20 protein-coding genes are annotated in these 26,962 nt (G+C 56.8%); 11 read left to right on the forward strand and 9 right to left on the reverse strand.

The window, feature by feature from the left end:
* Window positions 1–27: 27 nt before the first annotated feature.
* The 3 genes from G4G71_RS19645 to G4G71_RS19655 form a co-directional block, all read right to left on the reverse strand.
* Window positions 28–1,149: an FAD-dependent oxidoreductase gene (locus G4G71_RS19645; RefSeq protein ID WP_169939633.1), complete on the reverse strand. Its 1,122-nt coding sequence runs from the start codon at window positions 1,147–1,149 to the stop codon at window positions 28–30.
* 98 nt (window positions 1,150–1,247) lie between these two features.
* Window positions 1,248–1,646 (reverse strand): Rieske (2Fe-2S) protein, encoded by a 399-nt coding sequence (locus G4G71_RS19650; RefSeq protein ID WP_169939634.1) that lies wholly within the window; start codon window positions 1,644–1,646, stop codon window positions 1,248–1,250.
* A 3-nt stretch (window positions 1,647–1,649) separates the two neighbouring features.
* A complete protein-coding gene (locus G4G71_RS19655) occupies window positions 1,650–2,591 on the reverse strand; it encodes a VOC family protein (protein ID WP_169939635.1) in 942 nt (313 codons plus the stop codon).
* Between the two features lie 272 nt (window positions 2,592–2,863).
* Here G4G71_RS19655 and G4G71_RS19660 point away from each other — a divergent pair, with 272 nt between their 5' ends.
* Window positions 2,864–3,808, forward strand: a complete 945-nt coding sequence (locus tag G4G71_RS19660; RefSeq protein ID WP_169939636.1) for a LysR family transcriptional regulator — start codon at window positions 2,864–2,866, stop codon at window positions 3,806–3,808.
* Window positions 3,809–4,040: 232 nt separating this feature from the next.
* Complete coding sequence (locus G4G71_RS19665) at window positions 4,041–5,198, forward strand: alpha/beta hydrolase family protein (RefSeq protein WP_169939637.1); 1,158 nt, start codon at window positions 4,041–4,043, stop codon at window positions 5,196–5,198.
* A gap of 42 nt (window positions 5,199–5,240) precedes the next feature.
* On the opposite strand, the gene G4G71_RS19670 is transcribed toward G4G71_RS19665, so the two are convergent.
* The 5 genes from G4G71_RS19670 to G4G71_RS19690 form a co-directional block, all read right to left on the reverse strand.
* A complete protein-coding gene (locus G4G71_RS19670) occupies window positions 5,241–6,518 on the reverse strand; it encodes an OprD family porin (RefSeq protein WP_169939638.1) in 1,278 nt (425 codons plus the stop codon).
* A 34-nt stretch (window positions 6,519–6,552) separates the two neighbouring features.
* Window positions 6,553–7,887, reverse strand: coding sequence for an MFS transporter (locus tag G4G71_RS19675; protein WP_169939639.1), 1,335 nt, complete (start codon window positions 7,885–7,887; stop codon window positions 6,553–6,555).
* A gap of 192 nt (window positions 7,888–8,079) precedes the next feature.
* The gene (gene fdhA / locus G4G71_RS19680) at window positions 8,080–9,279 is read right to left on the reverse strand and encodes a formaldehyde dehydrogenase, glutathione-independent (protein ID WP_169939640.1); all 1,200 of its coding nucleotides are present in this window, start codon (window positions 9,277–9,279) and stop codon (window positions 8,080–8,082) included.
* A gap of 79 nt (window positions 9,280–9,358) precedes the next feature.
* A complete protein-coding gene (locus G4G71_RS19685) occupies window positions 9,359–10,435 on the reverse strand; it encodes an aromatic ring-hydroxylating oxygenase subunit alpha (protein ID WP_169939641.1) in 1,077 nt (358 codons plus the stop codon).
* Between the two features lie 36 nt (window positions 10,436–10,471).
* Window positions 10,472–11,425, reverse strand: a complete 954-nt coding sequence (locus G4G71_RS19690) for a PDR/VanB family oxidoreductase (protein ID WP_169939642.1) — start codon at window positions 11,423–11,425, stop codon at window positions 10,472–10,474.
* Window positions 11,426–11,518: 93 nt separating this feature from the next.
* Between G4G71_RS19690 and G4G71_RS19695 the strand changes: the two genes are divergently transcribed.
* From G4G71_RS19695 to G4G71_RS19735, 8 genes are all read left to right on the forward strand, one after another.
* Complete coding sequence (locus G4G71_RS19695; RefSeq protein WP_338110195.1) at window positions 11,519–12,163, forward strand: MarR family winged helix-turn-helix transcriptional regulator; 645 nt, start codon at window positions 11,519–11,521, stop codon at window positions 12,161–12,163.
* Between the two features lie 79 nt (window positions 12,164–12,242).
* A protein-coding gene (locus G4G71_RS19705) for an IS3 family transposase (protein ID WP_420825948.1) occupies window positions 12,243–13,399 on the forward strand; the annotation gives its coding sequence in 2 pieces (ribosomal slippage) (window positions 12,243–12,503 and window positions 12,506–13,399; 1,155 coding nt in all).
* A gap of 86 nt (window positions 13,400–13,485) precedes the next feature.
* Entirely contained in the window at window positions 13,486–14,031 is a 546-nt protein-coding gene (locus tag G4G71_RS19710) for an ankyrin repeat domain-containing protein (RefSeq protein ID WP_169939644.1), read from the forward strand.
* A gap of 261 nt (window positions 14,032–14,292) precedes the next feature.
* Window positions 14,293–20,964 carry a DUF3320 domain-containing protein gene (locus tag G4G71_RS19715; RefSeq protein ID WP_169939645.1) on the forward strand — a complete coding sequence of 2,224 codons (6,672 nt, stop codon included), beginning with the start codon at window positions 14,293–14,295 and terminating at the stop codon, window positions 20,962–20,964.
* A 104-nt stretch (window positions 20,965–21,068) separates the two neighbouring features.
* Window positions 21,069–22,163 carry a DUF4236 domain-containing protein gene (locus G4G71_RS19720; RefSeq protein ID WP_169939646.1) on the forward strand — a complete coding sequence of 365 codons (1,095 nt, stop codon included), beginning with the start codon at window positions 21,069–21,071 and terminating at the stop codon, window positions 22,161–22,163.
* Window positions 22,164–22,271: 108 nt separating this feature from the next.
* The gene (locus tag G4G71_RS19725; RefSeq protein ID WP_169939647.1) at window positions 22,272–24,236 is read left to right on the forward strand and encodes a hypothetical protein; all 1,965 of its coding nucleotides are present in this window, start codon (window positions 22,272–22,274) and stop codon (window positions 24,234–24,236) included.
* A 219-nt stretch (window positions 24,237–24,455) separates the two neighbouring features.
* On the forward strand, window positions 24,456–25,124 hold the full coding sequence (locus G4G71_RS19730) for a competence protein CoiA (protein WP_169939648.1): 669 nt from the start codon (window positions 24,456–24,458) through the stop codon (window positions 25,122–25,124).
* A 117-nt stretch (window positions 25,125–25,241) separates the two neighbouring features.
* A complete protein-coding gene (locus G4G71_RS19735; protein WP_169939649.1) occupies window positions 25,242–25,661 on the forward strand; it encodes a hypothetical protein in 420 nt (139 codons plus the stop codon).
* A 160-nt stretch (window positions 25,662–25,821) separates the two neighbouring features.
* Here G4G71_RS19735 and G4G71_RS19740 read toward each other — a convergent pair whose 3' ends face one another.
* Window positions 25,822–26,055 carry a hypothetical protein gene (locus tag G4G71_RS19740; RefSeq protein WP_169939650.1) on the reverse strand — a complete coding sequence of 78 codons (234 nt, stop codon included), beginning with the start codon at window positions 26,053–26,055 and terminating at the stop codon, window positions 25,822–25,824.
* A 173-nt stretch (window positions 26,056–26,228) separates the two neighbouring features.
* On the opposite strand from G4G71_RS19740, the gene G4G71_RS19745 reads away from it, so the two are divergent.
* Window positions 26,229–26,723 carry a ProQ/FinO family protein gene (locus G4G71_RS19745; protein ID WP_169939651.1) on the forward strand — a complete coding sequence of 165 codons (495 nt, stop codon included), beginning with the start codon at window positions 26,229–26,231 and terminating at the stop codon, window positions 26,721–26,723.
* Window positions 26,724–26,962 lie beyond the last annotated feature (239 nt).

Genomic DNA, 26,962 nt, shown 5'->3' on the forward strand with positions numbered 1-26,962 from the left:
CCACGCACGGCGCGCCTGATGGGTTACTCAGATGGGGCGGGCGGTGAGCTCCAGCATTTGCTTGACCAGAGCAATGCGGTCGAAATGGCGGTCTTGCTCCATTTCTTTTTCGCCGGCAAACAGAGACTTCTGACTGATGAACCGGCAGCGCTCGAAGCGTCGATCCATGAAGCGCTGCAGTTGCTCAGCCACGGTGCCGCCAGCAGTCAGCTCTTCACTCAGGACAACCGCATCCTCAATTGCCATACCAGCGCCCTGCCCCAGGTGCGGAGTAGTGGCATGCGCCGCATCGCCAATCAGGAGCACGCGCCCCTGATGCCAAGGCTCATCGACGAAAACTGCTTCAAGCGGTTTGTAGACAACTTGGGAGTTGTCCGTAATTTGCTCGCGCAACTGACCGATCAGGCCACCAAAGCCAGCAAGACGCTTGCGAAGCTCGGCAGCAAGCGAGCTTTCATCCATCCAGGGATTGCCTGGCTCGTGAGAGGTGGTGAAGAGGTACATCAGGTCATCTGCCAGAGGAACGAGACCGGCATTGCCGGACGGGCCCTGATAGTTGGCCAGGTGATCGATCTCTGCAGGACGAGGGAAGTTGTAGCGCCAAACCGATTGACCAGTGAAACGCGGCTGGTACTTGTCGCCGAAAAGCAGGCTACGTACTTTCGAGAACAGACCATCAGCCCCAACCACGAGCGAGTAACGAGCCTGACTGCCATCACTGAACACTACGTCAACGCCGTCAGCGTCCTGCTCAAAGCTCTCAATGGAGGTACCAAGTCGTACTTGGGTACCCAGCTCAATAGCCGTCTCACTGAGCACCTTATGTAGGGCACGGCGCGAGATACCGACGTTGGCAGGATAATCGGGGCCGGCAAGGCGCTGACCGGGGATGCGAACGAGCGGCACGCCGTCAGTGGTGTAGATGCCAACGTCCTCGAACGCGTAGGCAGCGTCAAGGTAGGCATCTAGCAGGCCCAGCTTGGCCATTTCGCGAACGACGTTGCTCTGCTGGATGATGCCTACGCCGTAGACAGTCCACTCAGTCTTGAGCTCGACCAGATCGACCTCAATACCTTTACGGCGCAAGGCGATGGCGGCACACAGACCACCGATGCCACCACCGACGACAAGTACTTTTTCAGTATTCATGGCGTTACTCACACGTGTTGTTCTTGTTCTCCGCATCCTGGTTAGACGCGGCCGTTATTCGTGCCTAGGTTGAGTTTCTAGAGCACAGTGGGATTTGACTAATCGAGTCCTCGGATGCGACCTATCGCGCTGCGCGATACCTCAATGGCATTGCCGGTTTCATCGAGACAAAGAACGAGCACCCCGCCCTCACACTTGAACTCCAGCGCCGTCAGCGACTCCCCAAGGCAGGGCCCGAAAACACACTTACCGGTGTCCGGCAGGAACTGAGCGCCATGTGCGTAACAGATGACTCGCTGCCCATCGGCCGATAGGAATCGATCCTTTCGATACTCGAGGCGCACATCGAGGTGGGGACAGCTATTGCGGTAGACCCGCACCTCACCTCGATGCATAAGTGCAAACAGGGTGTCTCGGCCTCTTCCGAATGGATCGAAGCCGAGCGCCTCGCCCTCCTTCAAACGATCAAGAGGACAAAGCGATACACCGCGCTTCACGACTTAGCCCTGCTTGGGCGGCGGGCCACCCGGGGCCCATTTCTCGCGAGAGGTGAAGAGGAACAACTGGGAGTTGTCTGCGGACATCGGAGCCTGACGAGCAGCCCAGGCATCGTCGTGCTTGTCCATGTCGGCGTCATACTCGATATGGCAGCCCAAGGGGCTGTTGAAATACCAGAACCAGTTGGAACCGAAGAGGTGGCGGCCAGGGCCCCAGAAGCTAGTCCAGCCCTTCTCCTGGAAGCGAGTGCCGGCAAGTAGCACTTCGGTACCGCTCCCCATATGGAAGGTGAAGTGTTCGCAGCCCTTCATGTGCGGCGGGGTCTGAATCATGAACAGGCAGTGATGATCGTCCATGCCTTTTGCACGCATGAACGGGCCGACGCCGACAAAGCTGTCGGTAGTTACGAAGCCCAGGCGATCACGGTAGAAAGCCTCCCCCTTCGCGACATCGGGAACGAAATACACGACGTGGGAAAGCGTGCGTGGCAGGGCTTTCATAGTCGGAGTAATGCCCGGCTGGTTTACGGGGCGCTGCGGTGCTGTACCAGGAGCATTGGTTAGATCAGCGGGAGCATCGAAGTGGCGACGCCACGAAACTTGGAAAGCAATCGCAAACCCAAGATCGTCGACGGTGTGAAGTGCACCATTCGAGTCACGACGCACTTCGCGATCTCTGCTCAGCTCATCTTCGATGGCGGCGAGGTCGGCAGCGCTGGCGACGCCGTAAATGGTCTCACGCAGAGACGGCGCCGGGCCGATTGCTGGCGGGAGTTCCGCATCATCAGGGCGACGAATGATGATGGCCGAACCATCTAAGGCTTCAAAATGGCCGCCGTTTTCGTCCAGCTGGACAGTCGACAGCCCGTAATCACGAAGGCAATCAGCGCAGGCTTGCAGGTCATCGACGCCAAATACCAAGGCATCAAGGCCAAGAATGTTCATGGCTACCACTCCATTGAAATTATGATCCGGCGGCGTAGCCGGTGGTGGTGTCGTTGCGGTAGGCATGCCGCTCGACTGGAGCGGAGATTGCTTTGGAGAGGTAGGGGTGACTAATCGCGAGTCAGGATGGCAGCTATCCAGAAACGCGATACATGGCTTGAAACAAGCCGAGACGGGGGTTTCCGACGATTAGGGCGGTTAATCCCTTGACGTATCGAGAATGCCGCACGAAGGTATCGCAAAAATAACTACAAGAACCGAGATGCATCGCCATGCGTTTTCATCATCTGGATCTGAACCTTCTGGTAGCCCTCGACGTGCTATTGGAAGAACAGAACATCACCCGTGCTGCCGAACGTCTTCACATGACCCAGTCCGCCACTAGCGGAGTGCTGGGCCGGCTCCGAAAGTATTTTGAGGATGACCTGCTCGTTCAAGTTGGCAGGTCAATGCAACCTACCCCTTACGCACTGGAGCTCGCTGGCCCCGTGCGAGAGGTGCTGTTGACCATACGCTCCTCCATCACTGCAAAGCCCGTGTTCGATCCTGCGTCGAGCAAGCGCCATTTCCGCCTGATCGCCTCTGACTATCTGATCAGCGTTCTTTTTTCTCAGGTGATCCAGCGCATTCACAAAGAAGCGCCAGGTATCACCTTCGAAATGCATCCACCTGGTGAACAGGCGGTGGAAATGACACTGCGGGGTGAGGTCGACCTCATGTTCGTTCCTGAGCGCTATCTCATAGAGGGACACCCTTCTCAACTGCTTTTCGAGGAGGAGCACGTCTGTGTTGTATGGAAGGGAAATACGGCTGTCGGAGACACTCTGACGCTGGAGCAGTACATGGATATGGGCCACATCTCAGTCGCGTTCGGCCGCTCTAGGCAGTTGAGCATTGAGGATTGGTTCATGAGCCAGTACGGATTCAAGCGCCGTCTTGAGGTCATCACCAACGACTTCAACACGCTACCGCAGCTATTGGTCGGCACGCATCGCATCGCAACCATGCACCGCCGTCTGGCGGAGCTGTACGCCCAATACCTGCCCCTCCGAATCCTTCCTGCACCAGTGAAAATTCCCGTTATGCGTGAGAGCATGCAATGGCATCGCAGCATGGACGGTGACCCTATGCATCGATGGTTAAGGGAGAAAGTTAGCGAGTTCATCCGCTCGCTCGACCAAGCCAGTGAGCAATCGAAGGAAGCGAAAGCCTCCTGAGTCACCCAACGATCTACTTCTCGGAAACGCGCCATCTTCAATAGATGGCGCACCCACCTATTCAACATCTCTAGCGCTGGCTCTCACACGGAGCATCGCGTTTCACGATACCTCGCATCCCTAGACGCGATTGGCCAAAACTGACTGCTCTGAATAACGTCCTGACCTGATCGTGCCCGGCGTGCCTGAAGTTTCCGGGTTCACTTTCCGACCGCATAAGGACAACAAGAACATGTTCCGTTACTTCCCTACCAACTACGTTTGGAACCTGTCGGTGGATCTCGCCATCGAGATGGGTGCTCGCATGGGCGAAATCGAAGAGATGTGCGCCCCCCTGCAAGAAGCAGCCAAACAGCCCGATGCCGCCGGTACTGCTGCTTTCCGTGAAACCTGGGCCAAAATGGCCGATAAGCTCTGTGGGCTCGCTGAAGAGGATGAGTCTGCAGGCCGCCTGCTTTCCGCGGGAGAGAAGTACAGTCGCGCCGCCACGTATTATCTAACCTGCGAGCGCCTCCAGGCTCACGGCGCTCCCGGTCGTGAGGCCCTGTACCAACGCTTCCTGGATACCTTCGCTCGAGGCATAAAGCTGTCGAAAGAGAATTGCGAGCGAGTCGAAATCCCGTACGAAGGCAAAGTGATCTCCGGTCTCTACGTCCGCGCCGAAGGCGTTGAGGGGGCTGCCCCGCTGCTGGTTCAGGTAAATGGCCTGGACTCTACTAAGGAGATGAAATACCGCGTCGGCCTGCCGGCCTGGTTGGCCAAGCGGGGCGTATCCTCTCTCATCATCGATCAGCCTGGCACAGGTGAAGCCCTACGACTGCACGGGCTGACCGCTCGTTACGACAGCGAGCACTGGGCAAGTCGTGTGGTCGATTGGCTGGAAACCCGTTCCGGGGTGGACGCAAAACGTATCGGCATGGAAGGTGTTTCGCTGGGTGGTTACTACTGCCCCCGCGCGGTCGCTTTTGAGCCTCGATTTGCCTGCGGTGTAGTGTGGGGCGCTAACCACGATTGGCGTGATGTCCAGAAGCGTCGCCTCGAGAAAGAAGGCAGCTTCCCTGTACCGCACTACTGGGCGCACGTTTGCTGGGTGTGGGGCGCGAAGAACATTGATGACTTCATGCGGATTTCGGAGAACGTGCATCTGGACGGCGTCCTCGACCGCATCAAGGTTCCGTTCCTGGTCACCCATGGCGAGAAGGACTCGCAGATTCCGCTCAAGTGGGCGCACCGTACCTTCGAACAATTGGTGAACAGCCCGAAGCGCGAACTGAAAATCTTCACAGATCGCGAAGGTGGCGTTCAGCACTCCAGCTTCGACAACAGCATCAATGCCGGCCAATTCATTGCCGACTGGGTTGCCGAAACTCTCGGCGGTCATACCGCATGAGTTCAGGCTCTGCCTGCGCCATGTGCGGGCAGAGCCTACCGCTCACCAGACCTTGATCGTGTAATCCACGTTTATCCGCGTCTCGTTGTCGCTTCGGAAGGTCGAGGCCGCTCCTTGTTGGTTTCTGTAGAAAGCCTCTCGCACCCGAAATGCTAAGCCCTTGGCGGGCCCGGATTGGATGACGTATGCCAGTTCGAAATCTTTGGTCGACTCAGTGAGATCACTGCCGCCCAGCGCTGGCAGGTCAATGCTGTCGCCGTGCAGGTAACGCATCATACCTGTAAGACCGGGAACCCCCGCCGCAGCAAAGTCATAGTCATACCGAACAGCCCACGTACGCTCTTTCGGGTTCACGAAATCCGCACTCATGGTTCCGTCACTTAGTACCACCGGTTCACCGCCTGCAATGTAGGGAAATGCTGTATCCCCAAATTGCCGCATGTAACCGACGCCCAGGCTGTGGCCACCCCAGAGATAACTGAACATTCCGCCGACATTGAGATTATCGACCTTCCCGCCTCTGGCCTGACCATCATCGCGGCTGTTGAATACGCGAATGTCTGACTTCAGCTTTCCGTCCCCAAGCGGCAGCGTGTGAAGCACCCCAAGGAAATCCTGGGTGTAGATGTCACGGAGCTCTGCATGGAAAAGTCGCAAGGTCAGATTGTCAGACCAGCGATAATCACCTCCGTAGAAATCAAACCGCTCAGATGTCGCGCCGGGCCGGAATCGACCGTTGGGAGCTGCCAATCCGATCGGCTGATAGTCTGTCGAATCGCGCAGGTTGACCCTATCCATGCGGCCGACGTGTGCCGTAAGGCCGTCAATGTCATCGGAGATCATGTAGGCCCCGCGGAAGGACTGCGGGAGTAGCCGTGCGGGGCTCGCATTAATGATGGGCAACGCGGGGAACTGAGTTCCCACTGAAAGCTTGGTCTTCGAGATCTTTCCCTTCAGTGCCAAGCCCAGTTCGGAGTACTCGTCTCTAGCTTCTCGCGTCACCGGATTGTACGAAAGCAATTGGGTGCCAGTCCGGTCGGGAGATGAGTCGAGCTTGAGGCCCAGCATTCCGATGGCGTCAAGACCAATACCGATCGTACCTTCAGTGAAGCCCGAATTTGCTCTGACGATGAATCCCTGGGCCCACTCCCTGGCGGCTGAATAGGGCGTTTCGCCCTTGTAATCCCGATCCAGGTAAAAGTTGCGGGCGGTGAGAGTTAGGCTGCTGTCCTCTACGAATCCCGCGCTAGCTCCTTGCGGAAGCAAAACAAAGAGCGCCCCCAGGCCAAAAAGCCCGAGGCTAAAAAACTGATTGCTCATAGGTGTCACCTTATTGTTTTTATGGGTGAACGAATCAAGCTGCAGGTTTGAGGGCGACGTGCGGCGTTGCTTGAGTTTTCATAAGCCAGACGATGACTGCCGCGACGACAAAGGCGGTGGCGAACAACAGGTAGAGATCCGCAGGACTCCAGCTGGCATCGATTAACCGGCCCGCAACTAACGGAGAGAGAATTGCCCCCGCGCGGCCCATGCCGATGCCCCAGCCCAACGCTGTGACGCGTTGCTCAGGGCCGTAAATGCTTGGGGTCAGCGCATACAACCCCGCTACACATCCATTCACCAGCACGCCGATCATGAGCACAAGACCAAAGGCTACGCTGAGGTTTGAAGTGAAATGAACGAACGCGGCGAGGAAGAGAGCATTAAGAATCAGATAACTCATCAGCACTCGCGACAGGCGATACCGGGCCGCGAGCAGGCCAATCAGGGAAGTCCCAACAATACCCCCCACATTGAGAAGTACACCTCCGGTGATCCCTTGCTGGTTCGACAGGCCTGCAGTGACCAGAAGCTTCGGCGTCCAGCTCATGACGAAGTAAAAGCCGAACATCACCAGGAAGAAGCCAGCCCATACCAACAGTGTTGGTCGCAGAAGCTCTTTCGAAAACAATCCGGCAAACGTCTGGCGTAGCGAGGACTGGTTGCCCTGCTCCACCCTAGGCATGTCTGAGATCTGCTCAATGCCAACTCGGCTCAAAAGTTGGTTAATGCGAGCCAAGGCATTTTTAGGCTGACGCACAACGAGGTAGGCGATGGATTCAGGGAGCAGGAAGAACATCACTGGCAGCGTGAGCAGCGTCGCCACACCTCCGTAGAGGAAGACGGAGCGCCATCCCATATGCGGAATTATCTGAGCAGCAATTACGCCACCGACGGTTGCTCCCAGCGCATATGCAGTCGACTGCAGACTGATCGCAAGGCTTCTCCATTTACTGTTGGCGTATTCACCGGCGATAACGTAGCTGCTGGCCAGCACACCGCCAATTCCCAATCCTGTCAGCAGCCTCAATGCACCGAGCATCGTCACAGAGGTCGATTGCGATGACAGAAGCATCCCGATACCTGCGATCGAAATGCAGAGCAAAATCAGCGGACGGCGTCCAAATCTGTCTGCCCAAGGTGCAATGAAAAGTGATCCGAGCGCCATGCCGATCAGACCAGCGCTGAGTAGATAGCCGAGCTCTATGCCGCTAAGCCCCCATTCACTCGATACGGATGCCGCGGTGAAAGCCATCACCAGCACATCGAAGCCATCAAGCATGTTAATGAGGAAACAGAGGGAGATGACCACCCACTGGAATTTGCCCATGTCCTTCTGATCAAGCTGAACGTTGATCGACTGGCTCATTTGATGGCCCCCAAGTCACTGCTTGAGGTTTTTCGGAGACGACCGTAGCCGCCCTGCTAAGGAGGGAGCGTGAGATTTTCATCGGAAACCTTTTTGTTTTTGTTATGCGTGCAACGCAAGGGCTTGGCCAAATGGGCCAAGCACTGACAAGCTGCCACCCCGTGGCAAAGAGGCGGCAGCCGGTGTGCTAGGTCAAGCGGCGCGGAACAGGTTGTGCGGGTCGATGACGAATTTCTTCGGTACGCCGGCATCGAATTCGCCGTAGCCTTTCGGCGCATCGTCGAGGGTGATGACTTCCACCCCGACGATGTCGGCGATCTTGATGCGATCCCACATGATCGCCTGCATCAGCTGGCGGTTGTACTTCATCACCGGGGTCTGGCCGGTGTGGAAGCTGTGCGACTTGGCCCAGCCCAGTCCGAAGCGGATGCTCAGCGAGCCCTGCTTGGCAGCCGCGTCCACCGCGCCCGGATCCTCGGTAACGTACAGGCCTGGAATGCCGATCTTGCCGGCAACCCGCACCACGCCCATCAGCGAGTTCAGCACCGTGGCCGGTGCTTCGTGCTGCGAGCCCGAGTGGCCGTGGCCGCGAGCCTCGAAGCCCACAGCGTCGACCGCGCAATCCACTTCCGGTTCGCCCAGTAGATCAGCGATCTGCTCGTGCAGCGGGGTGTCTTTGGACAGGTCGGCGATCTCAAAGCCCTGCGCCTTGGCATGGGCAAGGCGGGTCGGGTTGACGTCACCGACGATTACCACCGCGGCGCCCAACAGGCGGGCGGAGGCTGCGGCGGCGAGACCAACAGGGCCTGCTCCGGCGATGTAGACGGTGCTACCTGGGCCAACGCCGGCAGTTACCGCACCGTGGTAACCGGTGGGCAGGATGTCGGAGAGACAGGTCAGATCGCGGATCTTCTCCATAGCTGCGTCGCGGTTGGGCAGGCGCAGCAGGTTGAAGTCGGCGTAGGGAACCATAACGTACTCCGCCTGGCCGCCGACCCAGCCGCCCATGTCAACGTAGCCATAAGCACCGCCGGCGCGAGCCGGGTTGACCGTCAGGCAGACGCCGGTGTGCTGCTCCTTGCAGGTGCGGCAGTGGCCACAGGCGACGTTGAACGGCACGGAGACCAGGTCGCCGATCTTCATGGTTTCCACGCCGCGGCCGATCTCCACCACCTCGCCGGTGATCTCATGGCCCAACACCAATCCTTCCGGAGCGGTGGTACGGCCACGCACCATGTGCTGGTCAGAGCCGCAGATGTTGGTGGAGACCACGCGCAGGATCACCCCGTGATCGATCTGCTTGCCCTGCGGATCCTGCATTTTCGGATAAGGGATATTCTGCACTTCGACCTTGCCAGGGCCGAGATAAACCACACCACGATTTCCAGACATATGTCCTCCATCTATGCGCCGTTGGCGCCCTGTGAGATGTGTTGCGAGGAGGCTGTTGTGGTCGCCTCCTGGTTGACCATCAAGATTCTTGGCGCAGTTGCTCAATGATCTTGCGAGCCCGGTTGGCGCCGACGTCGACATGGATATCGATCATCGGCCCAACCCCGAACTCGACCATGTTTTGGTACTGAGCTTCGATGACGACCTTGTCTTCATCGAAGGTCATCGCGGTCTGTTCGACGACCTTCGCCTTGATCTCTTCGTGATTGCTCTTCGGGTTGGTTGCGATAGTCCAGAAGTAGTGACTGGTGTTTTCAGTCTCAGGAGTTACGCCGTGGAAGCCCCGCATGTGGAAGCCGCCACGAGCAGGATCATCAAGCGAGTCAGTGCCGGCATCGACCGCACCAGTCCAAATACGGAGGTGGGTGACGTGGAACTCAATTTCTTGCCAACGATCGACATTGCCCTTAAAGGGATAGGCCGCCGTATAGGTGGGCGGTGGTACCGAGTCCGGCATGTGGCGAACGACCCGCACCGTTTTGTCATCGCTCTCAACGCGCATCTGAGCGTTCATGTGGATGCTGGCGTTCCCGCCAATGGTGCGCAGATGCACGTATCCCAGATGGCTCAGATCAAGAAGGTTGTCGTGGATGAGCTGGTAGGGAGCGTCGTAGTGATAGACGTCCCCCTCGTAAAGATACTCGCCGCTAGTGTGGACATCGTAGGCCGGCGGTTCGCAGGTCGGTTCTTTATGATCCGCACTGCCGAACCAGATCCAGAGGATCTGATCGCGCTCGCGAACGTGGTAGGTAGGAACTTTGGCTTTCGTCGGAACCTTGGCCTGTCCTGGCACTTCCAGGCATTGCCCGGCGCCGTTAAACAGCAGGCCGTGGTAACCACAGCGAATGCCCTGCCCCTCAAGCGTGCCGTGCGACAGCGGCAGAGCTCGGTGGCAGCAACGATCTTCGAGAGCTGCGGGTTGACCATCAGCAGTACGGAACAGCACGACCGGCTTGCCGAGCAAGGTTCTGCCTACCGGCTTGTCTTTCAGCTCCCAGGCAAATCCTGCGACATACCACTGGTTCAGCGGGAATTTTGGCAGCTCTGCAGGAGCACCAACCTCATATGCGAGCGACTGAGCTTGCGATGTACTCATAGCGATCTCCAGCTATCAGGAAGTTCTTGTTAGGAATCACAGATCCAGGACTAAGCGAGGACTGCGGGAGCGGGAACAGCACGGTGTAAAACTGTCGTTCCGCGCATGCTCTGCGGCGTTCATGTACTGATCGCGATGCTCTGGTTCGCCTGCCAGAACTCGCGTAATACAAGCTCCACAGATGCCCTGTTCGCAGGAGCTCTCGATCTCAATGTCGTGCTCCAGCAACACTTCCAGAACGGTCTTTTGCGCAGGAACCTCAATCACGCGGCCAGAGCGCGAGAGCTCGATTTCGAAGGGCTGATCACCTTCAAGCACCTGCGGGGGCGCAGCGAAATCCTCGCGATGGATTTGCTCATCAGTCCATCCGGCTGCCTTCGCCGTGGATTGAATGTGCGACATGAAGCCCGACGGCCCGCAAACGTAGAGCTGATCACCCTGCCGCGGCGTTGCAAGGATCTGCGCAGCGTCCAGACGCTGTTCAACCGGGCCGTTGTCGACGTGAAGAAAAAGATGCGGCGCGAAGGGAATGTCACTAAGAAGATCGAGGAACGCCAGTCGCTCAATCGAACGACCACAGTAATGGAGTTCGAAGTTCTTCCGTGCCACGAGAAGTGTGTGAGCCATAGCCAGGATAGGCGTGATGCCGATGCCGCCGGCAAATAACACATAGCGCTCGCCACTCAGATCCAAATCGAACAGGTTGCGGGGAAGACCGATGGTCAGACTGGAGCCTTCCACGACATCAGCGTGCATGCCTTTGGAACCACCTCGGGACGCCGGTTCGTTGAGCACCGCTATCACGTACCGACCCCGCTCTTGCGGCGAATTGCACAGCGAGTACTGCCGAATGACACCTGGAGCGACATGAACATCGACATGCGAACCTGCTGAGAAAGCGGGCAGCTCCGAACCGTTGGCTGCTGTCAATTCGAAGCTGCAGACGCCTTCCGCTTCAGCGGTTTTCCGAGAGACACAAACTTTGAGCATGAGCGTAACCCCACCGCAGATTTGCAGTGTTTGAAAGCAAATGGACGTTCAGCCGGGTTCGCCAGCAGGGTGCCGGATTACCGGGAGAATGGAGTGAGCGTTGAGATCAGAGAGGGGGAGATAGGACTAGGCAAGACATGGCACGGCACCTCTATTTTTATTGTCGTGTCGCGAGCGCTTATGATGCGGTCGCGGAATCTTTGTGTGATTCTCATCCTAAGCATTTTAGTTGCGATGTCAACCAATTCGACCGCCGAGCAGGAACCGTTCGTCATGCGAGACACCCCTTTGAACCTGGATCGGTACGTACCAGCGCTACTCACGTTCCTGACCAACAAGATGTCCAGCGGCGCATCAGCGTGCTACCGCAAGCACTTCAGCATCGGGATTGTGGAATGGCGCCTGTTGGCTTTGCTTGCCGTTGAAAACCACATCAGCGCCAATCGAATGGTGCAGGTTATTGGCCTAGACAAGAGTGCTGTCAGCCGAGCGCTGCAGGTTCTCGAACGTGATGGGCATGTAGTGACCGAGGTCGATGCAAAAGACGCGCGTCGTTATACCGTCGCCCTTACGACGTCGGGACGAAAGCTACATGACCGTGTGCTGGTGACTGCGCTGGAACGCGAACGGCTTCTTCTGGCAGCACTTGACGATGATGAGGTCGATACGCTGATCGACTTCCTACATCGTATGAGCGGGCAGCTAGACGCGATGAATGCGGTGGAGCCAGAAGAGTAAAGGCTGCGGTCAGTTTGGTCTGTCCCGGGCTGAGTGGACACTGACTTAAGGTGGATAATGTCCACCGCAAGGAGTGTTCATGACCCAGACCAGACGACGTTTTCCCGAATCCTTCAAACGCGAGGCGGTAGACCAGGTACTTGCCGGCACGCCGCTTCGTCATGTGGCCGAGACGCTCGGCATCGCTGAAAGCCTGCTGGGCAAATGGAAGCGCCAGTACGAGCAGCAAGGTGACGATGCCTTTCCGGGCAACGGCAAGCAGCGTGGTGAGAGCGCGGAGTTGCGTCGTCTACGCCAGCAACTGGCTCAGGTCACCATGGAGCGCGATGTTTTAAAAAAGGCGCTCGCCATCTTCTCGCAGCCCACGAAGTGAAGTTCCGCGCCATCGAGGCGTTGGCTGGTCGCTATCCCGTAGCGCCAATGTGCCGGCTGCTGCGGGTATCCCGCAGCGGCTTCTATGCCTGGCAGCAGCGGCCACCTTCGGCGAGAGAGATGGCGAATCGGCGTCTGAGCAAGGAGATCCGCACCATTCACCACGAGGTGAATGGGATCTATGGCCATCGCCGAATCAAGGCCGAGTTGGCGGCTATGGGGCATGCTTGTGGTCGACACCGGGTTGCTCGACTGATGCGCGAAGCCGGTCTGCGCGTTCGCTCGCGCAAGCGCTGGCGGCTGGTTTCCAGCAGTCGTCATGCTCTGCCGATTGCCCCGAACCACCTGGATCGCCAGTTCGCCTCGGATCGCGCCAATCGACACTGGGTCTCGGACATGACCTACGTGCGGACGGCCCAAGGTTGGCTGTATCTGGCAGTCGTGCTCGATCTCTATTCACGAGCAGTCGTCGGTTGGGCGATGCACCACCGCATGCAGCAGGCCTTGGTACACGCCGCCCTGGAGATGGCCATTGCACGCCGACAGCCGAAAGAAGAAGTGCTGCTGCACTCGGATCGAGGCAGCCAATACTGCGCGTACGACTACCAGGCCTTACTTCGACGACATCGAATCGTGCCCAGCCATTCACGTCCCGGGAACTGCTGGGACAACGCCGCGATGGAGAGTTTCTTCCGTTCGCTGAAGGCTGAGCGGGTGTACCTGACGCGCTATGCCAGCTACCACGAGGCGAAAACTGACCTGTTCGACTACATCCGCTTTTACAATCACCGTCGCCGCCACTCGACGCTGGGCTATCTCAGCCCGATGGAGTTTGAGCGGCGCTATGCGAGCAGTAACTCTTAACTACCTGTCCACCAGCTCCGGGACAGACCAACGTCGCCCTCTGCCGACAAACCTCGTCCATCCAACCCCTCTGAAGGAGTAGCGCTGTGAGCGGATTAGCCAATCGTATTGAAGCCGCCTATCAAGAGGCCAAGAGCGGCCGCTGGAAGGACGTCATGGCCCTTTGGGCAGATGCCCCGGCAGTTGCTCGGCGCTGCAGTCGCTTTCAGAAAGAAACATCCGGCTGGACGTTCCTACATCAGGCTGCCTACTTCGGGCACGAGAAGGCGTGCCTAGAGTTGATTCGCCTTGGGGCAGCCGTGTCAGCACTTTCTGTAACCAGAGAGAGCCCTGCCGAGGTTGCAGCAAAACACGGCCATTCGAATATCGTGGCCCTACTCCGCAGAGCACATGTCGACGAAGAATCACTATGGTCAGCCCCGAGCGATCCGGACGTGCTCCCGAGTAGCCATGCGTGGAATGATGCGACTGAGCGTCGAGCTGCCGAAAATCTCTACGTTGCATATGCCGGCGGGACGCTCGAGATCCTCAGAGGATCAAGGTATTACGTTGACGCATTCGAGCGCGTACTGGTGGGCTGGCACGGCACATACGACCCACCGTATGGGATGGATGACATGCCACTTATTTGAGCAGCACCTGTTCAACCCATCACGTTTGCCCAGATGCTCGCTCAGCGCAATTCGCTTTCTCTGAGTTATTCCTCTATTTCCGATTTACCTAACTAGATCGCCTTAGCAATACAGCTCGTCAACTCGACACATTGGCCACTCGCCATCATAAGTGTCAGCCGATAGGATGACGCGATGCATGGAAGCGCGCGCCGGGGACTATCCGGCTCGAGAGTCTTCCGACACCTAGCCGTTTGGCTAGGTTTGGACAAGGAGATCGGCATGAATGACGACGTTATCGAGCAGCCGGATAGTGCGCTGCCTCAAGACTCACAGGCCACCGTCCAGGCAGTTGAGTCTGCCCCAATAAAGACAGTTCGCATTCAGGCCACGCTGGTCGGAAAGCTGAACCTGGCCGACTTCCAGAACTCGGTACCGGTGATCCGAGAGCTGCGCCTGGTCAACGATACTGATCAGAAATACAGCGGCCTTGAACTCAAGCTTCTCTCCGACCCGATCGTCTTCAAGACCAAGACTTGGCATATCGATTCGCTAGCCCCAGGTACATTTCTCCCCATACCCGGGCTCGACCTGCAAATCGACGGCGCAATGCTCGCAAAGCTGACAGAAGCTGAGAGTGCATCCGTCACCTTTCTCCTGACAGCAAAGGGCAACGGCGATGATTCCCTGCAAGAGGTTTCCCGCCTTGAGCTTGATCTAGAACTCCTACCGCGCAATCAATGGGGCGGCCTTTCGCATATCCCCGACATGACGGCGGCATTTGTGCAGCCCAATGAGATGGCGGTAGAGCGCTTGTTGAAGAAAGCCGCTGAATTGCTGCGATCGCAGGACAAGAACCCTGCACTCAATGGATACGCCGGAGGGTCAGCACACGCGTGGGAAATCGCCTCTGCAATCTGGGCTGCTGTCGCCGCTCTTAAGCTTGACTACGCACTCCCCCCCTCCAGCTTTGAGCAGTTTGGCCAGAAGGTACGTAGCCCTAGCCATATCCTGGAGAGTGGGTTGGCGACGTGCTTTGATCTGTCATTGCTGTTCTGCGCAGCGCTGGAGCAAGCAGGCCTTAACCCTCTTCTGATTTTCACACGTGGGCACGCGTTTGCAGGCTTCTGGCTCAAGGCCGAGGAGTTCTCAAACAGCACCGTCGATGACATTACCGCTCTACGCAAACGCATCAAGCTCAATGAGCTGAAACTGTTTGAGACCACGCTGATTACTCAGCCAAGCGTCCCGCCGCTTTCTTACGCAATAGAACGTGGCACCCAGCATCTGGCTGAAGGCCAGGAACGAGACTTCGAGCTTGCCCTAGACATCCGACGTGCACGCCTGCAACGGATCAAGCCCCTGGCTAGCGCGGAGGCAACTCCTGCACTCGCCAGCCAAGCACAGGAGCAGAGCCTGGTCGAGCCGGAGCTTCTCATCGACTTGCCTCCTGACCTACCTGATGAGGCTCCGGTCGAAGTCGATATCGCCTCGCTGGATCCGAAAGATCGCCTCGCACGTTGGCAGAGAAAGCTCCTCGATCTGTCGCTGCGTAACAACCTTCTCAACTTCAAAGCAGGGAAGAAAGCAGTTCGGCTAGAAGCCCCAGATGCAGCAGCTCTGGAGGACATCCTCGCCAGCGGGAAGCAGTTGAAGCTACACACGCGTCCAGACCTGATGGATGGTGCTGATCCGCGTGACCAAGCTTTGCATGAAGAGCGTGAACGCGAAGACCTCCGGCGTCAGCATGCTCTGGATGCGCTCAAGCGTAATGAAGTGTTCGTAGGACTACCTGTTACGGAGCTCGACGCACGCCTCACCGAACTCTATCGAGGAGCGCGAACAAATCTGCAGGAAGGCGGTTCCAATACTCTCTTCCTGGCACTGGGCTTCCTGACTTGGACACGAGAGGACAAGGAGAGCCAGCGCTACCGAGCTCCATTGATTCTTGTACCGGTAACGCTTGAGCGAAAGAGCGCTCGTGCGGGCTTCACGCTGGTTATCCATGACGACGAACCGCGCTTTAACCCAACTCTGCAGGAGATGCTCCGCCAAGACTTCGAGCTAAATCTTGGCATAGGTGAAGGCGAGCTCCCGAAAGACGAGTCCGGTCTCGATGTCGCACTCATATGGAAAACGGTTCGCCAAGCAGTTAAGGACATCAAGGGCTGGGAAGTCAGCGAGGACGTCGTGCTTTCGATGTTCTCGTTTGCGAAGTACCTGATGTGGAAAGATCTCTCGGAGCGCTCTGAGGCCCTCCGCCAGAGCCCAGTGGTCAAGCACCTGCTGGATACCCCCCGCGACGCATTCGAGGGCGGTAGTAGCGGCACGTTCCCGGAAGAGCGAAAGCTCGACTCTCAGTACAGCCCGCAACAAGTTTTCTGCCCGCTCCCTTCCGACTCTTCGCAGCTGTCTGCAGTACTGTCGGCGGCGCAAGGTCGAGACTTCGTGCTGATCGGGCCGCCAGGTACCGGTAAAAGCCAGACGATCGTGAACATGATTGCCCAGTTCATTGCGCAACAGAAACGCGTGCTGTTCGTCTCGGAAAAGATCGCAGCCCTGGACGTTGTGTATCGGCGCCTACGGGAAGTGGGCCTGGGTGAGTTTTGCCTTGAAGTCCACTCGAACAAGTCAAAGAAAACCGAAGTCCTTTCGCAATTGCACTCCGCGTGGGAAGCCCGCGGCACAGCGGATGCAACGACCTGGCAGGTTGAGGCCCAACGCCTGCAGGGGCATCGCGAAGTTCTGAATCGCTACGTAGAGCGGCTCCACGAGCGGTACCCCAATGGGTACACGATCTATAACGCTATCGGCGTGGTGAGCACGAATCAGGATATAGCCCCGATCAACCTTGCCTGGACATCGCATACACAGCACCAAACCGCTGATTTGCTCGAAATGCGGGAGATCGCTGACCGTTTGGAAGTGAACGCCCAGGCGGTAGGTTTTAACTCCCTAAGCCAACACCCTCTCCAACTTATTGGAAACAACGACTGGTCGCCCACCTGGCAGCACCAAGTCGTAGACGCAGCCCGCGAGCTGGGGCCTGCCATTCGCGTAGCGCAAAACGCCGCTGAACGCTATTCAACAGCGTCCGGCCTACCGACGTTGTCGGTCAATGCAAGAACGCTAAAAGGGCTTGCCGGCCTGGCAAAGATCCTTCCCTTCGCCGCAGGGCAAAACTGGAGCTTCGTCCTGCGTCCGGATGCACGGGCAATTGGTCAGCGACTGGAGGCCGGTCTCAAACTTGTTGAACAGCACCGTGCTCTCAATCAGGCACTACCTGCGTGCTGGACGGCTAGCACAATCGAAGATTGCCAACGGGGGCTCAGCCTGCTCGCACGGCATCTGGAGCTTAAATCTAGGCTTCCACAGCCTTGGCCGATAGCGACAATGATTCAGCTGAACCAAGGTCTAGAGGTGTTCAGCGAGCTCGATCGTGTCACTCAAGCTCTTTCGGTCGGCTACTCCGAAGCAATTGAGGCCCTGGATGTGCGAGCTTTGCTGAGTGAATGGGAGCAAGCCGGCAAATCATTCTGGCCGAAGTCCTGGCTCACCCAACGCAGAATTCGAGCACAAGTCGCAAGCACCCAAACATCGCCTTCTACCGCAGCTGTTACCGATGAGCTTCAGCGCTGGATAGAGATACGTGAGCTTCGGGCTCGTCTGGACGCACTTGAGCCGGGCCAGCACTCCAGCGCCATTTGGAAGGGTTCGAAGACCGATCCCGCACTTCTCGCCGTGGTCATGCGCCTGCAGGCAGCACTTGCAGGCTCAGTCGAAGGCCGCCCATGGTCTGACCAGGGTTTTGAACTCATCACCCAAGGCCATGCTGGAGTAGCCCTGAAAGAAGCTCTAGAGCAGATGCGAGAAGTGCGTACTGTTGAAGCCGACATCTCCGGCTTAGGACAGCTCAGCACTGCCACGGGAACACTTTGGGACGGCCTGGAGACACAGTCCAAGACACTAGCAGCGGCCTTGACGTTCCAGCGCGCACGACGAGCCGTCCCGCAGGAAGGAAGTCTGGAGGACGAACATGAGCTCGTCGCTAATGGATCTTGCGGAGAGTCACTTCTCGGCGAGCTGAAGACACTCCGCCAGCGCGAAGCAGTTGAGCGGGAGTTGAGCGATCTGGTGGATTTGCGCGAGCAGACTGCCGGCCTTTGGCTGGGATTACATACGAAGGAAGAGGCTGTTTCTCGTGTGCTCAAATTCCACGCCCACTTGGCTGGAGCTATTTCGGCCCTTGTCCAAACACCAGAGCATGTTGAAGGGGTTAAATCAGCACTCAGCCGCCTGCTTGGCGACGCTAATGCCCTGCTAGAACCAGAAGGACAGCTGGCTCGAGCAGGAACAGAGCTGCTGGAATCGTTAAGTAAGTACAGCACCCAGGTGCAGAAGCTCGTCGACGCTGGGCAGTTCCTCGACGCTGACGCAGCAAGTTTTGCGGAGCAAGAGCTCAACCAACAACACCTGCAGTGTGAGCAGCTGGTGCAATCCGCCAACGGCCTGCATGCTTGGTGCGCATGGAAAAAAGCATGCGATGAAGCAACTGCACTGGGCTTGCTTCCTCTAGTCGAAGCCCTGAGAGCCGGTCACGTATTGCAAGGATCGGTACGCAAGACCTTTGAGACGAACTATGCCCACTGGTGGTTGAATACGGCCGTTGATAATGAGGCGGTCATACGCACGTTCGTTAGCGTCGAGCACGAGCAGCGGATCCGTGACTTCCGCGAGCTCGACGATCGTTTCAACTCCCTCACTCGAGACCTGCTACGTGCCCGCCTTTGCGCCGAATTGCCCACTCAAGACTCGGTAAGCAAGAGCTCGGAATGGGGCGTATTGCGACATGAGATCACGAAGAAAACGCGCCACCTTCCTCTACGTGAGTTGATGTCGAAAATCCCCGACGCTCTGACCAAGCTAACCCCATGCTTGTTGATGAGCCCGCTCTCCATTGCCCAGTACTTGGCTGCAAACTCGAGCGTCTTCGACGTAGTGATCTTCGATGAGGCTTCGCAGATTCCGGTATGGGATGCGATTGGCGCAATCGCCCGCGGCAAGCAGGTGGTGATGGTTGGCGACCCCAAACAACTTCCGCCAACTTCTTTCTTCGACCGAGCGGAGTCTACTCAGGATGATGCTGATGTCGAGGCTGACCTCGAGAGCATTTTGGATGAGTGCATCAGCGCCAATTTACCGATTAGAAATTTGAACTGGCACTACCGTAGCCGGCACGAGAGCCTGATCGCGTTCTCGAACCAGAGGTACTACGACTCCAAGCTGGTGACGTTCCCCTCCCCTGTTACCAACGATCGTGCTGTCAGCCTTCACGTCGTCAATGGGGTGTACGAGAAAGGCTCCGCGCGTACTAACCCGGCAGAAGCTAAAGCGCTAGTCAACGACTTGCTGGGCCGACTGCGCAGCCCTGGATTCCGCGAGAGCAAGCTGACGATTGGCGTTGTGACTTTCAACGGCGAGCAACAGAAGCTGATCGAGGATCTGCTCGACACTGAGCGTAGAAAAGATCCCACACTCGAAAGCTACTTCTCGGAGAGCGAGCTAGAGCCCGTCTTCGTGAAGAATCTGGAAAGCGTTCAGGGTGACGAACGGGACATCATGTACTTCTCGATCACCTATGGCCCTGACGCCGCAGGAAACGTCGCAATGAACTTCGGCCCGCTCAATCGAACTGGCGGAGAGCGCAGGCTCAACGTTGCTGTCACACGGGCCCGTCATGAACTGCGAGTATTCAGTACTCTCCGTGCTGAGAAAATCGATCTCGCCCGTACTCAGGCGCTCGGCGTTCGCGACCTCAAACACTTCCTTGAATTTGCCGACCGCGGCGCCCGGGCACTCGCAGAGATCGATACTGGAAGCTTGGGTGGTCACGACAGCCCGTTCGAGGAGGCCGTTGCAAACTCCTTGCGCCTCAAAGGGTGGCAAGTTGTCACTCAGGTCGGCGTGTCCTCGTTCCGAATTGACCTGGCCGTCGTCGATCCCGACGCTCCTGGTAGATACCTCGCTGGCGTGGAGTGCGATGGAGCTACCTACCACCGCAGCGCTACAGCTCGTGATCGGGACAAGCTGCGTGAGCAGGTACTCAGAGGACTGGGGTGGGAGATTCTTCGCATCTGGTCGACAGACTGGTGGATTGACGCTCTAGGGACGGCTCAGAAAATCCACGAGCGTCTTGAGGCACTCTTAGTCGACAGCAGGCAGCAACGTGCAGCACGTGAAGTTCAAGAGCAGCTCGCTGCCATCGCCGCAGCAAGTGAGATTTCGAGCAACGACAACGTCATTGAGCTCCACAGTGGAAAGCCTGAACCTGAGGAGTTGGAGTCCTCTCCCACAGCCCACTCCGATTCTTCTCAAGAAGAAGATGAACTTCCAAGCTTGCGCTATGCACGCTCGGATAATGACTCGACTCGCTCATCGACAGCCTTCGCCTCCTATCGTGAAAGCGACCCGCTAAGCGCAGTTGAGGGTGTCGATCCTGACGCCTTCCTCGAAACAAGCTACGACGCTGTCCTGGGCATGATGATCAGGCACGTGATCGAAGAAGAGGGCCCGATCCTCGACTCCACGCTCGCGCGCCGGATAGCCCGCGTGCATGGGTGGACTCGGACGGGTTCTCGCATTCGCGATCGAATCGTGAGCGTCGCAGATCGCGAATACAGCAAGGTTGAAGAGGACGCAGGGCAATTCTATTGGCCCCGCCGCTTACCGAACCGCGAAGCCATCGCGTATCGGCAGCCGGCAGACGCAGACAACATCCGCCCAATCGATGAGATCTGTAGCCTCGAGCTCCTCGCACTGGCGCGCTCGTTCGCAGATCAAAGCCTCGTGGGTGATGACTTGGTTTACGCCATGGCCCGCGAGCTAGGAGTGAGCAAAGTATCTGCATCAACCAGAGCGCGGATCCAAAGCGAGATCGACAAGCTGTTCACCTAAGCAACCTCTCGATCGGATGAGGCACTGCGTTGCCTCCCTAATGAAGACCATGCGGTGGAGGGAGGCTTCACCGCAAGCAACCAGTCGCCAGGCCCGGAGGGAACATGGGTTTGTATGTTCGAAAGTCAGTACGAGTTGGCCCGTTCAAATTCAACCTGTCGAAATCCGGAATCGGCGTCTCTGCCGGCATCAAAGGACTTCGAGTTGGCACAGGCCCGAGGGGCAACTACATCCATATGGGCCGCGGAGGGCTTTACTACCGACAGACCCTGTCCCCCTCAGCACCCGCTGCTACGCGGACAAAACCAACGCGCCTTCCAGCACCAGAACTCATAGAGCCCAGATCAACCACACATGCGCCACTACAGGAAATTGAAAGTGGCGAAATCGGGCTAATGGTGGACTCCTCGTCTCAAGCGCTCGTCGACGAGCTCAATGCCAAGCGCAAACGCTTTCGCCTCTGGCCCCTCGCTGCCGCGCTGACGGTTGGCGTGTACATCCTCCTAGCCAATAAGCAGCTCCCGCCCTGGGCTGGCCTCACCGCTCTAATCGTTGGAGGACTGCTAACAGTAGCGACCTATTACTGGGATCTACTGCGAAAGACGACAGTGATGCTCTATGACATTGAGTCGGAATACGCCAACTTCGTCGAGCAACTACACGCTGCTTTTGACGGGGTACGAAGCTGTCGGGCCACCTGGCATCTACAGGCCAAAGGGAAGGTACTGGACAGCAAGTATCACGCCGGCGCCAGTCACTTGGTAACCAGGGGCTCCATAGCTCTGACACTTAAGAACCCACCTTTTGTGAAGACAAACGTCGCCACGCCAAGCATTCCTGTAGGTCGCCAGACGCTCTACTTCTTCCCCGATAAGGTGCTTGTTTTCGAACCCAATGGCGTGGGCGCCGTGTCCTATGAAAACCTGCGAGTGGACATCTCAACTACCAATTTCATCGAGGACGGGGCCGTTCCAAAGGACTCCGAGATCGTCAGCACTACCTGGAAATTTGTGAACAAGAAAGGTGGGCCAGACAAACGCTTCAAGAACAACCGCAAACTGCCAGTAGTCCGCTACGAGGAGGTTCAGTTCTCCAGCGATACGGGTCTGTTTGAGCGCATCCAGATCTCCTGCGTAGGACGCGCCTTGGGACTGGCACAAGCCATCCGAACCATTGGAAATGTAAAGGCAGTGCGCTAGCGGGCGCCCAGTCCTGAAAAATCCTACCGACAGAGGCTTCGGACGGCGCTACCTACAACCCAATGCCGATCGCCTCTGCCTTCCCCAACGCTTACGAAAGGATTCGCGATGCGCGCACTACTACTGGTGGTTGGACTAGCTGCGTCTCTTCCCTCGCTTGCTACAGAGTTGACTTGGTCGGTAGAGAACGGCTTTCCCCTCTTTAGAGGAACGGAGGCATTCAAAAAAATCAAAGCCGCGTGGTCGCCAGGCATGTCGGCCGCTCAATTTCTCGCATCACAGGACGCAACAAGCCTTAGGGCATTGCTGCCAAAGACCTCCGAGACCCTGTGGAACCCTGCTACCGGGTTATACGAGAAGGCAGCTCTATTCAGGCGAAAGCACACGATCATCCCCGTAGTAAGCGGGGTGCCGCTCGGTGCTAAATGCACCTGGTTCGTCGACGGAAAGCAGTACGGAAAATCTGCCCCATGTGAAGACGAATTCAAGATCGACCTGCCCGAATCAGTGAAGATCAAGCTTACGGTTGTGCCCTCTGAGGGGGACGAAGGAAAAGCCGATGTTTTCATCAGAACCCGTACCATCCTTGCGTTCGGGGACTCTTTCGCTAGTGGCGAGGGTAACCCCGATAGAGCAGCGGTCGGCACAGATGCTTCAACTCAAGGACTTGAGAAAGGCAGCGAGATCCTGAGCTCTCGCAACATGGCTGGTTGGCGTTTCTCGAGCGGAGCAGACTGGTGGGACACTACCTGTCACCGCTCACTTCTCTCCTGGCAGTCTCTGTATGCGATGAAGATCGCGGTTTCTGAGCCGCACATGGTTGTCAGATTCGCGTCCTTCAGCTGTTCGGGTGCAGAGGCCTACGACGGCTTCTTCCGCGCTCAAATCAACCCTCCTGCAGATGACATTTCCAAGCGCGTGCGGATCTGGGACAGTCGCGATGGAGGTAACTATCTGGAGCTCACCCCAAGAGTCGCGGGCCAACCGCCTGAAGAGGCCGAACTCGACAAAAAAGCCCTCAACAAGTCACAGCTGAACGCTGCCATCCACCTTTTGTGTCCCGAGACACCTCATCGTGGTGGGACAGTGAAGTACCGAAACGAGGTCACAGCGCTCGGTAGCCGCAAATACTACGGAGCTGTAAAGGTCGACGCTTGCAGCAAAGCCCTACAGCCTGTCGACGAGGTTTTGATGGCTTTCGGTGGCAATGATGTTGGTTTCGCCGGGGTAGTGACTTGGGGACTGGTACCTAAGTCGATCTACCGAAGTGATTGGTCAGATTCGAGCAACGTGCTCTTGAAGGTCGCAGGAGAATCCAACGATGCCGCCAAGCTCGGGTGGCTAACGATCTTGCGAGGAGTTCTAAACGTCATTAACCCAAAGGACGGAGCCAGAGCCTCTCAGGAAAACATGTCGAATCTCTACTCTGATATTGGCCAAACCCTAGAAAAGAACCTCGGCATCTCAAGCTCAAAAGTCAAAGTCATGCTCTATCCCAATCCCCTTCAGTCACCGCTGCCAAAGCTCTGCGGAAAACGCTTGGACATGGGGAATGTTGCCATGACAGAGCGAGTGGTGAAGCAGTCAGGCTTCTCCAGGGCGTTCCATGCTCGCGCCAAGTACTTCATGTTCCTGATTGATCCGGAGGACGCGCGATACATTGAGAATAGCTTCATAGCCCCGTTGAGAGCCGACCAACAGCGAGCGATCAATGCACTGCAATGGGGAACGATTGACTCTCAGCCTGCCTTCGCAGGGCGATCACTCTGCTCTGTTAGCCCCGAGTGCGAGACGCTAGGGAACTGCTCGGTTGACGACAGGTTTGCGTGGACAAGTAACTCCCCCCTCGCCTCCCCGTCGATGACTCCACTGGGTAGCTTTGCAGAATGGAACGCTCACTCGAGTACCCGAGTTCGCTCACTGAGAACGGGCAACGACGCATTCATGACACAGGTGCGATTCAACCCCAAAAACAGAGCAATTTTGCCGGACTGGTTTAATGGATCAGTGCATCCAACCTCCAGCGTTCATGCAGCAATCGCTGACCTGATTGAATACCCAAAACCCGAGTGATTCGAGCCGCGCACCATTTGATCGGCATTGTGCGAGCAGATCTTGGCTCCTCACATCGCTACTGCCCGTACCCTCTGCCCCCGCAGAGGGTATAGAGCCAAGTGAGCGCATCGGGGGTGAGCACTTTTGCCGATTTCAGCTATCAGGGTCACGAGCGCATCTGCTTAGCTAAGGGACGCTAAGCAATCCGCCGAGCTCCACTCTGCCTCAGAGGCCTCAATGAAGTACGCCAATGTCAATGGTGTCCGCACACCTCCCAACCCTAAGCTACGCGGTATCTGCCAACTCTGCGGCTCGGAGGTAATTGCAAAGTGTGGCAAGTATGTTTCTTGGCATTGGTCGCACCGGTCAAAGGCTAATTGCGATCCCTGGTGGGAAACAGAAACCGCTTGGCATCGCGAATGGAAAGAACGCTTTCCTGAAAGCTGGCAAGAAGTCTCCCTAAAAGACGCCCTCACCGGCGAACGACACATAGCCGATGTACGTACCAAGCACGGCGTGGTGGTGGAGTTTCAGCATTCGAGTATCCATCCAGAGGAAGTCCAATCCAGAGAGTCGTTCTATAAACGGATTGTCTGGGTGGTGGATGGAGCAAGAAGCGAGTCAGACAGAACCTTCTTCTTTATGGGACTCAACAAACCCAGTATTGACGGTTACGCATCATTCGAGTGGATCGGACGAGGAAAGCTTTTCAATCGTTGGCATACCACGAAGCCAGTCTTCATTGATTTTGGTAATGAGCATGGCTTTTGGCGGGTATTGAAGTTCAATCCGTCAACCAAGCGCGGGGTAGTGAAGATCGTTGACAGATCAGTCTTTTGTGCGGAGCTAAGCAACGGAGTCACCGACTTTAGCAATGGCGGTGGGCCTGCAAGCCATCCGTCATAGCACACTCGCTAAAAATGAGACTATGATTGACCGACAATATGGCATGGATAACACTCCTAAAGATTCGGAATAGTTACCTCGCCCTCTCTATCATTAACTTACATGAACTGATAACACATGACAGCTCCTCACTCGACGTCCAAGCGCCCAATTCCATTCGAGCTGGAGGAGGACTATCTGGATCCACCGCCTGAAGGATTCAATCAAGCGGATATCGAGCACATCTGGTGGACTGTATCGTCTCGGATGAGCAAGAAGCAGATTAGGGCTTGGCTGGTTCAAACGATGGACGCTAAGTCCAACGGCCATAGATTCAAGGGATTCCTCTATTCATCCATTGCCGATGAGAAAGGCCGAGGGCGATATCCGCGAGGCATCGTGACTGTGTTGAGGCAGGTACTGCGCCACCGTCGCTTAATGCCTGCTGATCACCGCCGAGAAGCGAGCCTCATCGAGATGGAGGTATGGCATTTCTTATCTACTGCTGCACTGGCACTCTGCCCTAATGAGGCATTGCCAGCGCATCTGCGCACCTGACTAGAAAACGCCTACACATTCTGCTGAAACGAAAAGCTCGCTGGAACGCAGTGCTTCAAGGCTTCACGACGTAGACGAGTATCAGCGAGGCAGCCAGGCTGCCGCGCATTCGGAGTAGATGAGCAGTGGCAATGGACGACACGCCGCATCGGGATGCTCTCTATTTCATGTCCTTTTCCACCTTAAAGCCGTCACGCATCCAGACAAACAGCCGGTAAAGCAACGCGGGTAGGCAGGATAGAACCGCAGAACCCACGACAAAGAAGAGCCAGCCTTGCACTGAAAGGTTTGCATATCCGTGTGAGGAAACCGCCGCAAAAATCACCCAGCCGGCGATCAATAGGACTTCCAGCACAAGGCAGACTCTCCGAACTCCCTCTGGCAATTTTTTCACTTGCTATCCTCGTCTTTGGCTTCAAGATTGGTCGCTAACGCAGCGGTCGGTGAGATCCGGAAATTTCAGCAATCTATGAAAGCAGCGAGTTTTTTAGCCAGGTTTAGATGATCTCTGGAGCTGCATGGAATACTCTCCCCCTCGCAACCAACTTCGAAGCTGTGAATTGAACGATGAGTTTTGAGCAACTAGCTGGGCTACGCGACCGCCTTCGGGCTGAAAAAGAGCAAGCAAAGACTGAAAGCACAATGCCTCTCAAACGGAGGCCATTCCCACAGGCAAAGTCTCGAGGCAAGGATCCCGCAGTTGAGGCAATATGGCGATTGCAGAAGCAGTTTCCATTAGCCTTCCCTGCCAACCCCAACCCGAAGGTTCCACTTAAAGAAGGCATTCTTAAAGATGCTGAGCAACACCTGAAGGAGCTCAGAATCACTGCCGACCAACTCAAGCTGGGCATTGCTGCCTGGTGCCGGGGGACGAGGTATTGGGCCAGCATGGTGGAAAATGCCCCGCGGCTCGACTTGAATGGTCAACCCGCCGGCACAGTGACCGCGGCTCAAGCACAGTACGCAAAGCAGCAGGCTTTGCGGCAACGCAGCGAAGAACGTCGAAAACGTGCGCAGTCGAAAGCCCAGGCGTCCGCTCCCTCCGTCGAAACCACAGCATGATGCGATGGAACCTAGTTATCGCCCCTCTTCAGCAGAGGCGATAACGTTCCCCTAATCTCCGCTAGACCGCGGTCAGCATCGAAGTCACTGGCACTGCGTCCCGGGGGAATGGGTGATACTGCAATTCCCCTTCAAATTGGACTTCGAAATGGGCGTCAACGCTCACCTGGCAGCAGAGCAGAACAGCCAGAACCCGGAAGCAAAGGTGCTTTTTCATGCAGAACTCCTGATGGTTGGTG

The sequence above is a fragment of the Pseudomonas multiresinivorans genome (assembly GCF_012971725.1).
In the GTDB taxonomy this organism is placed as follows: domain Bacteria; phylum Pseudomonadota; class Gammaproteobacteria; order Pseudomonadales; family Pseudomonadaceae; genus Pseudomonas; species Pseudomonas multiresinivorans.